The organism is uncultured Roseobacter sp., from assembly GCF_947496515.1.
Lineage (GTDB): Bacteria > Pseudomonadota > Alphaproteobacteria > Rhodobacterales > Rhodobacteraceae > Roseobacter.
Genome location: NZ_CANMDB010000006.1, coordinates 219,168 through 231,607 on the forward strand (window position 1 = coordinate 219,168; position 12,440 = coordinate 231,607).

General features: G+C 63.2%; 8 protein-coding genes. 6 read left to right on the plus strand and 2 right to left on the minus strand.

Features of this window, described 5'->3' with window-relative positions:
- Position 1: 1 nt before the first annotated feature.
- On the plus strand, positions 2-841 hold the full coding sequence (locus tag Q1A53_RS13095; protein WP_299967368.1) for an ABC transporter permease: 840 nt from the start codon (positions 2-4) through the stop codon (positions 839-841).
- A complete protein-coding gene (locus tag Q1A53_RS13100; protein ID WP_299967371.1) occupies positions 838-1,482 on the plus strand; it encodes an aspartate/glutamate racemase family protein in 645 nt (214 codons plus the stop codon). The genes Q1A53_RS13095 and Q1A53_RS13100 overlap by 4 nt, the downstream gene beginning before the upstream one ends.
- A gap of 549 nt (positions 1,483-2,031) precedes the next feature.
- Here the strand turns inward: Q1A53_RS13100 and Q1A53_RS13105 are convergent.
- Positions 2,032-2,490, minus strand: coding sequence for a BLUF domain-containing protein (locus tag Q1A53_RS13105; RefSeq protein WP_299967374.1), 459 nt, complete (start codon positions 2,488-2,490; stop codon positions 2,032-2,034).
- Positions 2,477-4,195 (minus strand): EAL domain-containing protein, encoded by a 1,719-nt coding sequence (locus tag Q1A53_RS13110; protein WP_299967377.1) that lies wholly within the window; start codon positions 4,193-4,195, stop codon positions 2,477-2,479. The genes Q1A53_RS13105 and Q1A53_RS13110 overlap by 14 nt, the downstream gene beginning before the upstream one ends.
- Positions 4,196-4,819: 624 nt before the next feature.
- On the opposite strand from Q1A53_RS13110, the gene Q1A53_RS13115 reads away from it, so the two are divergent.
- The 4 genes from Q1A53_RS13115 to Q1A53_RS13130 all read left to right on the plus strand — a co-directional run bounded on the left by Q1A53_RS13115 (position 4,820) and on the right by Q1A53_RS13130 (position 12,440).
- Entirely contained in the window at positions 4,820-5,539 is a 720-nt protein-coding gene (locus Q1A53_RS13115) for a hypothetical protein (RefSeq protein ID WP_299967380.1), read from the plus strand.
- The gene (locus Q1A53_RS13120; RefSeq protein WP_299967382.1) at positions 5,442-6,968 is read left to right on the plus strand and encodes a DNA polymerase Y family protein; all 1,527 of its coding nucleotides are present in this window, start codon (positions 5,442-5,444) and stop codon (positions 6,966-6,968) included. The genes Q1A53_RS13115 and Q1A53_RS13120 overlap by 98 nt, the downstream gene beginning before the upstream one ends.
- 378 nt (positions 6,969-7,346) lie before the next feature.
- Positions 7,347-10,646 carry an error-prone DNA polymerase gene (locus tag Q1A53_RS13125; RefSeq protein WP_299967384.1) on the plus strand — a complete coding sequence of 1,100 codons (3,300 nt, stop codon included), beginning with the start codon at positions 7,347-7,349 and terminating at the stop codon, positions 10,644-10,646.
- 666 nt (positions 10,647-11,312) lie between these two features.
- Positions 11,313-12,440: an efflux RND transporter periplasmic adaptor subunit gene (locus Q1A53_RS13130; protein WP_299967386.1), complete on the plus strand. Its 1,128-nt coding sequence runs from the start codon at positions 11,313-11,315 to the stop codon at positions 12,438-12,440.

A 12,440-nucleotide genomic window follows, 5' to 3' on the forward strand; every position in this document is an offset into this window, starting at 1 on the left:
GATGTCGCCGCGTCCGCGCTCCTTCTACATCCTCGCAGCGTTCTTCGGTCTGTTTCTGCTGTTCCTTTACGGACCGACAATCACCATCGCCATCCTTTCCTTTCAGGGGCCGGGTGGCGGGCTGACCTTTCCCATGCGCGGCGTGTCGCTCCATTGGTTCCGTGATCTTTTTGAACAGCAGGCGGTCGGCGACATCTGGGGCAGCTTCCGCCGTAGCCTGGCTCTGGGCTTGATGGTGATGGTCACTACGGTGGTTGTATCGGTCATGGGCGGGCTCGCCTTCCGGCGACGTTTTCACGGCTCGGGGCTGCTGTTCTACCTGATCATCACCGCATTGGTCATCCCGTCCATCCTCGTTTCCCTCGGGGTCGGGCTGATCTTCTCGCAGGCCGGATGGCAGGTGCACTGGGCCACCTCCGGCTTTGGCGCGCAGCTGACGTGGACGCTGCCCTTTGGTCTGTTGATCATGTTCGCGGTGTTCAACCGCTTTGACAAAAGCTACGAGGAAGCTGCCCGCGATCTGGGCGCCAGCAACTGGCAAACGCTGCGCCACGTGGTGCTGCCCATCATCGGGCCATCTCTCATCGGGGTCGCGCTCTTTGGCTTTACGCTCAGCTACGATGAATTCGCCCGAACCCTGCTGACCGCAGGCAGCTACAACACCCTGCCGCTGGAAATCTTCGGGATGACCACGAATGTCACCACCCCGGTGCTCTATGCCCTGGGAACCCTGACGACCGTATTCTCGCTGATGATCATCGCGCTCTTTCTTCTCCTGGCCTGGGTCAGCGCCCGGCGCAAGGCACGCGCGGGCTCGGATGCGGGTGACGGGCTGCGATGATTGTCCTGATCAACCCCAACAGCACGGGCTCCATGACCGATGCGATGCTGCGCACCGCACGTGCAGTGGCGCCGGGTGCGGTCATCGAAGGCTGGACATCACATGCTGGCCCGCCCGCGATCCAGGGCGAGGTGGATGGCGCGCTGGCCGAGGCCCCTCTGCTGGCTCTGGTGGAGCAAGCCGCGGCAGCGGGTGCCTCGGCGATTATCATCGGCTGTTTCGATGATACGGCCCTGTCGCAGGCGCGGGCGGCCGTTTCCTGTCCCGTGATTGGCATCGGTCAGGCCGCCTACCATCTTGCGGCCACGCTGGGGCCGCGGTTCTCGGTTGTGACGACGCTGCAGGTCTCCGTCCCGATCCTGGAACGGAACATTCAAGCCTATGGTCTGGGACACGCCCTGTCACGGGTCCGTGCGAGCGATGTGCCCGTGCTGGATCTGGAGCGGGATGCAACAGCGGCAACAGACCGGGTGCTGTCGGAGGTACAGGCCGCGGCGGCGCAAGACGATGTGCAATCAGTGGTGCTCGGCTGTGCCGGGATGGTCGATATCGCGGGACAGGCTCCGGGAGGCACCCGGGTGCACCTGATCGACGGGGTCCGCGCCGCTGCCATGTTCGCAGCTTCGGTCGAGGTCGTCTGACCGCATCTCGGCGGTATCATCGCAGAGGTCATCTGTACCTACCGCCCACCAGCTCCTTTCATCTTGCCAAATAAACTCAAGACGCTCCCTCACCACCTGCGGGCCCCCACAGCAGGGCCCCCAACCGTCAATCCGAAATTTGTCGGGCGACAGCCCAACCAAGTTCAGTATCCATGCCCCGAAACCCTTCAACGGCGTCCAGCGGTATGCGACACTTGCCCGACATGTTGAGCGGCTGTCGGGCCAAGACCTGAGCAAGTTCAAAGAAAGCGAGACATCGCACCTGAAAGTCGGTGTGAACGCCGACCGCGGCTCAATGAGACGTCTGGCATCGCTGAAGTTGCGTCAAAGCAAGGAGGCGGGTCCCGGGCGATACAGGGCAGATCCGGCCCGACCTGATCATCCTTCCAAACGCGGCGTCGGTGCGACCAGCCAGCTGCGTTGTCCTTCGTGCATCGACCTCGCAAGACCGGGCGGCAAGACGTGACCGGACACCTTAAGGGGATCGGATTTTACGCCAGTAACACGAGCGGCATAAGCCCCGGCGGGTCAGGCCGCCCGCATGGCGATTTCGTTCTTGAGTGTGAGGGCGTACAGTGCCTCGAAGATCTCCACCCCGGTCAGATTGCTGATGTCGAAATGGGTCGCCGACCCGATCCGGTCAAATAGCTGCGCGTGCATCTGGTCTGCGCCGACAAAGCCCATGGACCAGTTGGTAAAGGCCCGCTCCTGAACGCGGCCAAGCTCCAGAATGGTCACATCGTCGTGTCGGTCGTCCATCTGGATCCGGTCAAATGTCTCTTCCACCGCATCGATCGGACCTTCCAGTACCTGACCGAACACACCGGCGTTGAAGATCAACGCGCCGGTGACGCCGACCTTGGCATTGTTCCGTTGGGATGCTTCAAGGATCGCGTCGATTTCCCAAGCCATCTCAGCATCGCTGTGGTCACCGTCAAAGCGGCTGAAATACACGACCCGCAACAGCTCCTGATCACTGTCTGTCATCTTCTTTCTCTCCTTCTTGTGGAGGTGTGGTGAAGGCAGCATCACCGCCCGTGGTTTTCAGAAAGTCATCAACGGCATCAGCACTGATCGGCTTGCTCAGGAAATATCCCTGTACAGAAGAGCAGCCCTGATCCCGGATCTTGGAAAGTTGTTCTCTGGTTTCGACACCTTCGGCCAGCACGTTCATGCCAAAGGCGACGCCCAGTTGTGCCACCGCACCGATGATATGGCTGGCCTGCTGGTCGGCCAAGGGTTCGCGCACAAAGGACTGGTCGATCTTGACCTTGTCGAAGGGATACTGGCGCAGGTAATTCAATGAAGAGTAGCCGATACCAAAGTCGTCCAGCGAAATCTTGACCCCTTGTGCACGCAACTCCTCTATGCGGGCGCGCACGAGGTCGACGTTGTTGAGCAATGCGGTTTCGGTGATTTCCAGTTCCAGACGACTGGGGTCGAGGTTGGTGCTCTGCAGGACCAACTGCACCGTGTTGATGAAGCTTTCGTGCTCGAACTGAACAGGCGAGACATTCACGGCAACCGACAGGTTGGCGGGCCAGTCACAGGCAGTTTCGCATGCCTTGCGCAGCACCCAGGCGCCCAAGGGCACGATGCTGCCCGTTTGTTCTGCAATATGAATGAACTTGTCTGGCGTGATCAGGCCTCGCTCGGGGTGATGCCAGCGGATTAGCGCTTCGAACCCTGTAATCTTGGTGCTGTCGAGCAGCATCTGCGGTTGAAAGAGCAACTCAAACTGTTCCAGCAAAACTGCCTTTTTCAGGTCATTTTCGATCTGCTGCTGATCAAGCAACCTCTCCTGCATATGGCTTTGGAACCATTGAAACCCGCCACGACCTGCATTCTTGCTTTCGTAAAGTGCAATGTCGGCTTGCTGCAACACCGTGTCCAGGCACGGCGCCTCCGGGGATAACCGTGCAAGTCCAATGCTGATGCCGATGGTCAGCTGTTTGCCATCCACCAGAAACGGGCGCGCAATCAGCTTTGCGATCCGTCGGGCCACATCCTCGGAGGCGGCATCATCGCGCCCTGTCAGCAGGATCACGAATTCGTCGCCACCCACACGGGCAATGATGTCCTCCTGCCGCAGCGAACTGCGCAACCGGTCTGCCGTCTTACGCAACAGACCGTCGCCTGTAGCGTGGCTGAAGGTATCGTTGATCGGTTTGAACCGGTCCAGATCTAGGTAGAGCGCGACCACGTCGGGACATCCTGCGCGCGGCTGGCGGCTGAGCCTTTCAAAGCAGTGGCGCAGATAGACGCGGTTGCCGAGGCCGGTCAGATCGTCCGTCATCCCGGGATCAGACAGGGCCGAAGGTTGCGCCGACGCAGGTGATAGCGTCCCGATCCAGCCACCGGTCGGATTTCTCGTCCAGGTGATGGCCCAGGGTCGGCCAGCGGCATCTGTGAATGAGGCGGACTGCGCTGTATCCGCGTCAGCGATGATCGGCGCATCGGGGAAAAGATCTGAAAATGTCTGACCGCAAAAGCTGCCGGGCTGAGCGGTCGCGAGGCCCGTCAAGCTGAGGAATTGGGTGTTGATGAAGATGATGGAGTGGTCTGCCTCGACGGCGATCAGGCCGACATTGATGTCAAGAAGACCTTGAAGAACATTGGACGCGGTTGCGGGGGACGGGAGCGACGTCGCGATCTCTATGGTATCCGAATTGTGTTTTCTTTTCTGACCCATGAACTTGGCACCTTTATGCGTGGCGGTGACATAGACGGCGCTGGTAAAGGAAAACCTGATACAGGCAGGTGGATTAGCGAAAATTTATTGTAACAGGTCGCGCGGCCCTTTTGTGATACGGTCCGCAGCGGTCGAGATGTCTTTGGCTACGTGCGTTGTACCTGTTGACAGGAGGGTGTTGGCGGATGGGAAGCGGCCTTTGGTCACTGTCCTGCATTGGGCTTCGAGGGCTGTTTGCTGTCGCTGCGATGGCGTGACCTGCGTGTGTGACGGACAGTCTGCAACGACATAAAAGCGCGGTGATGGGATCATTCTGTACGGCGCCCAATATGAAGCCGCCGCAGGGATTACAGCCAAGATCTGTGATGCGGACCGGTGTCAGACGCGGGGCCTCAGGTAGCAAGAGAACCCGCTACGCCGGTGAGACCTCTGTGGGTTAGGGGACCAGGCAGCCGGGCTGGGACAGGCTGCATTGGCGTTGTGCCTGTGAGTGACGGCATATCGCGCCCGTTCCACGTTGTCTTCCGCCAGGATCATCCGTAGGTTTGGGATCAGCTCTGGCAGAATCGCTTCGCTCGAGATAGAACATAACAGGAACAAACTTTAGATACGTCCTCGTGTTTTATGTCAGCATATCTTTCCAGCAAGCGGCTTTCGGGTGCGACACCCCTGGACCGGCGCGCGCAGGTCGCACTGTCGGAGGTCTTTCCCACAACCGTCACCGACGCGAGCGCCACGGGGTTCGTATTGTCCCGACTGCGGGGTGGGGGGCCGGTGCTGTGGGTGCAGGACAGGCTGTCGCGCAAGGAGGCAGGGGTGCCCTATCTGCCGGGTCTGCGAGACCTGCGTGGTCTGCCAGATCCGCCGGGGCTGCAAGGCCTGCCGAAACAACAGCCCGTGATCCAGGTGAATTTGAGCGGGGCGGCGGATGTGCTCTGGGCGATGGAAGAGGGTCTGGGCTGCAAGACGCTCTGCGCCGTGATCGGCGAGATCTGGGGCACGCCACCGGCGTTGAGCTTTACCGCCACCAAACGTCTGGCGCTGAGGGCGGAGACGGCAGGCGTGGCCTGCTGGCTCATCCGGCGCGCGGCGGAGCCGGGGCTGAGTGCCGCGCGGGAGCGTTGGCGCGTGGGGTCGCTGCCCGCGGCCGCGCACCCCGACGACGCGCAGGCGCCGGGCACCCCGCGCTGGCAGGCGGAGCTGTTCAAATCCCGCAGCCGCAAGCCCGGGATCTGGGTGATCGGCGATGACGGATCGGCGGATCCTCTCCCTGTCGCTGCCCCATTTCGCGATGGAACGCTGGCAGAGACACGCGACGCGGAACGGCGACGCGCCCAGCGATGATGTGCCGCTCGCGTTGGTGCGCGAGGGCCCGCACGGCCAGGTAATCCACGCCACTAACCGCGCCGCCCGTCTGTCAGGCGTCACAGCGGAGGCGCGGGTGGTCGATATGCGGGCGGTTTGCCCGGCGCTGCGGGTGGAATACGCCGATCCCGCAGGCGATGCGCAGGGGCTTGAGCGGCTGGCGCTATGGGCGCGGCGCTGGTGCCCGTGGAGCGTGCGCGATGGCGTGGACGGACTGGTGCTGGAGACCACGGGCAGCGATCACCTCATGGGGGGCGAGGCTGCGATGCTGACCGAGATGGAATCCCGGCTGTCGCTGCTGGGCCTGACGACGCGGCTGGCGGTGGCGCCAACCTGGGGTGCGGCCTGGGCGCTCGCACGCTTTGGCCCTGTCCGCGCGATCTGCCATGAGGCGGATCTTGTCATGCAATTGGCCCCGCTGCCGGTCGCCGCCCTGCGGCTGGAGGCGGATACCCTGCTGCTGTTGCAACGGCTCGGGCTCAAGACCATCGGGCAACTGGCGCAGGTACCGCGGCTGTCACTGGCCCGACGCTTTGTCCGCAGTCCGTTGGAGGCAAACCCGCTGATGCGGCTGGATCAGGCCATGGGCCGCCTGGCCGAGCCTGTGGCCAGCGTCGCCGCAGACCCGCCGATCCTGGCGCGCGCGGGTCTGCCCGAGCCCATTCAGGATCCCACCGCCTATCTGCCGCAGCTCTGTCAGGATCTCTGCGCGCGCATGGACCGCGCGGGCGTGGGCTGCCGCCGCCTGCATCTCACCGTCTACCGCACCGATGGCGAGGTCAGCCGGCTCGACGTGGCGACCGCTGCGGCCAGCCGCGATGCAGCCCATCTGTGCAAGCTTTTTGAGGGACGGCTGGCGCGGCTCAACCCCGGGTTCGGGTTCGATCTGATCACGCTGGAGGCGGACCGCGTGGAAGAGATCGCGCCCCGGCAGCCGGGCCTCGACGGGCGCGCGGATGCAGGCGTGCCGTTGCCGCAACTGATGGACCGATTGGTGGCCCGGCTGGGCGCCCGGGCCGTCAAACATCCCGCGCTGCGCGAAAGCCACCTGCCGGAGCGTGCGCAGTTTCTCGCACCCGTGCCCGTCGCGGCCTCGGCGGAGCAGGCCGTGCAACCACGCCCGTTAAGGCTTTTCGAGCCGCCCGAGGAGATCCGTGTGCTCTATGCGGTGCCCGAAGGCCCGCCCGCGCAGTTTGTCTGGCGGCGGCAGACCCACCGCGTGGTGCGCTATGCAGGGCCGGAACGCATCGCGCCGGAATGGTGGCACGACCGGCCCGGCACCCGGCTGCGCGACTATTTCCGTGTCGAGGATCAGACGGGCGGGCGCTACTGGCTCTACCGCGAAGGCCTGCACGAGGACGGGCGCGGCGGCGATCCGCGCTGGTTCGTGCACGGAGGCTTCGCGTGAGGAGGTGGGTTGAGGCGCTGAGGGGACGTTGTGCGATCAGTTCAGAGGGCGTACTGCGAAATGCCCTATGGCCCCACAAAAGCTGCCGCATGGCAAGAGCGCTGAGGGCATCGCCCGACCTGGAGGGCGTTGAGCAAAAGTTGTGCTGCATGCGATCTCTCCAAAAAGGGAACGGTTGGCCACTTGCAACTGTTGAAATCGCCCTCCGGGGGGAGGTCGGGCGATGCCCGGCGGTGCCGCCGGGCATCGCCTTTAGGCAAGTGCTGCGTCTAACCTGTTATCGGGGAGCCTCTTTCGACGCAAAGGCATGCAATGGGTATATCGCACGGACCCAACCACTCGATAGACCAAAGGCAGGCGCGACCCTGACGTCCCACCATGCCTGAGATGGACAACCAGCGCCCCCGGCGCACGCTGGAGGAGGCATTCACCCCAAACCCGCCCGCCGCGTTCGTGGAACTTGGGGTCACCACCTGCTTTTCCTTCCTGCGCGGCGCCTCCGACGCGGTGGATCTGGCGCGCACGGCCAATGAGCTGGGCTATGACGCTCTGGGATGCGCCGATCTGAACACCATGGCAGGGGTCGTGCGCATCCACGCCGAAGCGCGGAAAGCAAAGCTGCGCCCTGTCATTGGCTGCCGTCTTCAACTCGTCACCGGCGAGGCGTTCCTCGCCTATCCGCGCCACCGGGCTGCCTACGGGGATCTGTGCGAACTGCTCTCCAAGGGCAAGCGGCAAGACCAGGAGGGCAACTGGCAGGCCAAGGGGGTCTGTGATATCACCCTCGACGATCTGGCGGATCACGCAAGAGACGTAGAGCTCATCGCCCTGCCGGGCCCGGATCTGGACCGTTTTGCCGTGGGTCTGCGCCGTCTCACCCGCCGCTTGCCGAGCCTCCGCCATATCGCGGCGAGCTATCTTTACCGTGGCGACGACCGCGCGCGGATCAACCGGCTGGACAGGCTGGCGCGCGACCATGGCCTGTGCATTCTGGCCACCAACGACGTGCATTATCACGCGCCCGACCGCCGCCCGCTGCAGGACGTGATGACCTGCATCCTGCACAAGACGACGATTACGCAAGCCGGTTTCCTGCTCGACGCCAATGCTGAACGGCACCTGAAATCGCCTGCCCAGATGGTACAGCTTTTTGCCTACTGGCCCCATGCTATCACGGCCACGCGCGCCGTCGCCGATGCCTGCACCTTCGATCTGACGGAGCTGTCCTATGAATACCCGGTCAAGAACATTCCCGAAGGGCGCAGCCCGCAGGAATACCTCATAGAGCTGACGTGGAAGGGCGCTGCGATCCGCTATCCGCAGGGCGTGCCGGAGCAGGTGCGCGAGACGCTGGAAAAGGAACTGGCGCTGATCGCCAAGCGTGAGATCGCACAGTATTTCCTGACCATCTACGACGTGATGCAATATGCCAAACACGGTGCGGGCAAACCGATCCTCTGTCAGGGTAGGGGGTCTGCGGCGAACTCCGCCGTCTGCTACGTGCTGGGCATCACCGCCGTGGATCCGGCCACCAATGATCTGCTCTTTGAGCGTTTCATCAGCGAGGAACGTGTGGAGCCGCCCGACATCGACGTGGATTTTGAACACGAACGCCGCGAGGAGGTGATCCAGCACATCTACCGCGAATACGGCCGCGACCGCGCCGGGCTCTGCGCGACGGTGATCCATTACCGTCCGCGCATGGCGGTGCGCGAGGTGGGCAAGGTCATGGGGCTCTCCGAGGACATCACCTCGGCGCTGGCCAAGACCATCTGGGGCAGTTGGGGCAAAGAGGTGGGCGCGCGCGAGGCGGCGGAGGCGGGGATCGACCTCAGCGACCCGCTGATGGCGCGCACAATCAAGCTGGCCGATCAGATGATCGGGATGCCGCGGCATCTCAGCCAGCATGTGGGCGGGTTTATCCTGACGGAAACTCCGCTGACCCGCACCGTGCCCATCGGCAACGGGGCCATGGCCGACCGAAGTTTCATCGAATGGGACAAGGACGATATCGACGAGCTGCGCATCCTCAAGGTGGATGTGCTGGCGCTTGGCATGCTGACCTGTATCCGCAAGTGCTTTGACATGATTGCGGCGCATTACGGTGAGACCCACAGCCTTGCAAGCATCGAACAGAAGGATGCGGCGGTCTATGGCATGCTGTGCAAGGGCGACAGCATCGGGGTTTTTCAGGTGGAAAGCAGGGCGCAGATGAACATGCTGCCGCGCCTGAAGCCTGAGACTTTCTATGACCTTGTGATCCAGGTCGCCATTGTCCGGCCCGGCCCCATTCAGGGGGACATGGTGCATCCCTATCTGGCGCGCCGAAGCGGAAAGGAGAAAGAGGACTACCCCTCACCGGGGCCGGAGCATGACCCGGATGAGCTGAAGAATATCCTTGAGCGCACCAAGGGCGTGCCGATCTTTCAGGAGCAGGCGATGAAGATCGCCATGGTCGCCGCCGAATTCTCACCAGACGAGGCCAACCAGCTGCGCAAGGCCATGGCCACCTTCCGCTCCCGCGGCACCATCGGGGAGCTCGAAGACAAGATGGTGGGCCGGATGATCAACCGCGGCTATGAGGCGGAATTTGCCACGCGCTGTTTCAATCAGATCAAGGGGTTCGGCGATTACGGCTTTCCAGAAAGCCATGCGGCGAGCTTTGCGCATCTGGTCTATGTCTCCAGCTGGATCAAGCATTATTACCCGGATGTCTTCTGCGCTGCCTTGCTCAACTCCCAGCCCATGGGGTTCTACGCGCCAGCCCAGATCGTGCGTGACGCACGCGAGCACGGGGTCGAGGTGCGCCCCCCCGACATCAACTACAGCGACTGGGACAGCACGTTGGAGCCATTGGGACATCGGCGCTTTGCGGTACGGCTGGGGCTGCGGCAGGTGGACGGGATAGGCCGCGCCGTGGCCGAGCGGATCATGGCGCAGCGCGCCGACCCCTACACGGATCTGGGGGATCTGAAAAAGCGCGCCCGCGTTGATGCGGGCAGCCTGCGCAAGCTGGCGGCAGGGGACGCGTTCCGTTCCATGGGGCTCGACCGGCGGCAGGCGCTGTGGGAGACGCGAGCGCTCAGGGATGCGCCGGATCTGCCACTGTTCGAGACCCACCGCGACGAAGGCCCGGAGGTCTTGCACCAGCTGCCACAGATGCCCCGGTGCGAACAGGTGGTGGCGGACTACCAGACCCTGCGCTTGTCCCTGAAGGCGCATCCACTGTCCTTTCTGCGCAGCAGCATGGCGCGGCAGGGGTATACGCCTGCGGGGGATCTTGGCCGCATGCGCCACGGGCAGCGGGTCTCGATGGCGGGGATCGTGCTCATTCGTCAGAGGCCCGGGAGTGCCAAGGGGGTGTGCTTCATCACGCTGGAGGATGAAACCGGCGTGGCCAATCTGGTGATCTGGCCCAAGGTGATGGTGGCCTTTCGCAAGGTGATCATGCAGTCCCGGCTGATGGATGTGCGTGGCGTGGTGCAGCGGGATGCGGATGTGATCCATATCGTGGTGCATCAGCTCACCGACCGCAGCGACGCGCTGGCGCGGCTGTCGGGCGACCCGCTCCAGATCCCGCTGGCGCGCGCTGATGAGGTGGTGCGCCCCGTGCCCAGCTACACCCAGCGGCACCCCCGCGACGTGCGGATCATCCCCAAATCGCGCGATTTCCACTAGGTTCAGGTTGCCCTCGTTCTTCCCCTATCCGGTTCCGATTTTTTTCCCGAAAAGGCGGATCGTGGCCGACAGGGTGTCGCCAACTCGATCAGATGCGGAACGCGGGGACAGGGTCATTTCATGTCCGCGGACTGCGCCGCCTCGCCGCAGATCCACGATGGCCGAGCGCCAAAGCAGATGGGCATTGGCTCAAATCTCTGTACGTGCCCACCAATGGCGACAACTCGACAGGTAAAATACGGGGCGCATCACAGGCTGGCCAATTTCCCGAGGTTTGTCGTCCGGACCGACTGCGCCGACATCCGAGAACGCCGCAGAGGCTCGCCTCGCAAAGGTTCTGGGACACTGCACCCAACACTAGCGCCCACATTTTAAGCACAGTCCCCATCGGTCAGCGAAAAAACGCACAGATCGGCGGCCGTCGATGCCGCCGCTGCCGGCCGAGCGGCCCTGTATGACCACGCCGGGAAAACCCGTTGAGAGTGCAACGGGTATGGCGCGCTGTCTTTGGCTCACTCACGCCTTCATGCTGGCAGAGGACTGCCCCTGTCACGGTGGCGCCCGGCCTGAGCAGTCCAAGGACACATGATTGTTGAATTATTTGCTGTCAATTGTCTCTGCTCGGCGTACATTCACCTCGTCCGACACCATCTGACTGGTCCTCCCATGACACATTTTTCCCGACTGCTCTGCGCCCTTGGTCTCGCGCTCTTCGCCTTTTCGGCCACCGCACAGCAAGGCCCGCCGCCCGTCACGGTGGCCAACCCGGTGGTCAAAACCATCGTGGAGGACGACGAGTTCGTTGGTCGGTTCGGGGCCCGTGCCGAGGTGCAGATGCGCGCCCGCGTGTCCGGCTACCTGCAAGAGGTGCATTTCACCGATGGCAGCCTGGTGGAACAGGGCCAGCTGCTCTTTTCTATCGACCGGCGGCAGTTCGATACGGCCCTCCGGCAGGCCCAATCGCAGATCGACGTGGCCCGGGCCACCTTTGACTTTGCCGAAGAGCAGCTGGAACGGGCCGAGCAGCTGATCCAGAACGGCAACATCCCGCAAAGCGTTGTCGATGAGCGGCGCGAGGCGTTTCTCTCCGCCCAGGGCGAGCTCGAACAGACGCGCGCCGCGCTGGAACTTGCGGAACTGGACGTGGAATACTCCCAGATTCGCGCGCCCATGGCGGGCCGCATCGACCAGAGCCTTGTCGACCCGGGCAATCTGGTCACGGCGAACGATACCGTGCTGACGACGATTGTGTCCTCTGATCCGATCTACTTTTATTTCGACATCGACGAGCGGTACTTTCTCGCCTACGCCCGGGATGCCCGCGCGCGCGGTGTGTCTTTGCAGGAAGGAGGCGGGGGGCTTGAGGTCAAGGTAACGCTCTCGGACAGGCAGATCCCGCCGCAGACCGGGGTGCTCGATTTCTCTGAAAACCGTCTGGATGAGCAGACCGGCACAATGCGCATCCGGGCGGTGTTGGACAATCCCGACGAACTGCTGACGCCGGGGCTCTTTGGTCGGGTGAATGTGCCGGGCTCGCTGCCCTATGAGGGCATTCTGGTGCCCGACAGCGCGATCGTTGCCGATCAGAACCGCCGGCTGGTACGCACCGTGGATGATGAGGGGAATGTCAGTTCGCTGCCGGTCCGGCCAGGGCCCCGCATCGACGGCTACAGGGTGATCCGCGAAGGGCTCGACGGCTCCGAGGTGATCGTGGTCGAGGGGATCGTCCGCGCCCGCGAAGGCGCCGTCGTCGCGCCCGAGATGACGGAACTGCCGCCTGTCTCGGAAAACTGA

Excerpts from the sequence above, each read along its gene's own strand:
- Q1A53_RS13095 (WP_299967368.1), top strand. The coding sequence starts at position 2 with ATGTCGCCGCGTCCGCGCTCCTTCTACATCCTCGCAGCGTTCTTCGGT.
- Q1A53_RS13100 (WP_299967371.1), top strand. The coding sequence starts at position 838 with ATGATTGTCCTGATCAACCCCAACAGCACGGGCTCCATGACCGATGCG.
- Q1A53_RS13105 (WP_299967374.1), bottom strand. The coding sequence starts at position 2,490 with ATGACAGACAGTGATCAGGAGCTGTTGCGGGTCGTGTATTTCAGCCGC.
- Q1A53_RS13110 (WP_299967377.1), bottom strand. The coding sequence starts at position 4,195 with ATGGGTCAGAAAAGAAAACACAATTCGGATACCATAGAGATCGCGACG.
- Q1A53_RS13115 (WP_299967380.1), top strand. The coding sequence starts at position 4,820 with ATGTCAGCATATCTTTCCAGCAAGCGGCTTTCGGGTGCGACACCCCTG.
- Q1A53_RS13120 (WP_299967382.1), top strand. The coding sequence starts at position 5,442 with ATGACGGATCGGCGGATCCTCTCCCTGTCGCTGCCCCATTTCGCGATG.
- Q1A53_RS13125 (WP_299967384.1), top strand. The coding sequence starts at position 7,347 with ATGCCTGAGATGGACAACCAGCGCCCCCGGCGCACGCTGGAGGAGGCA.
- Q1A53_RS13130 (WP_299967386.1), top strand. The coding sequence starts at position 11,313 with ATGACACATTTTTCCCGACTGCTCTGCGCCCTTGGTCTCGCGCTCTTC.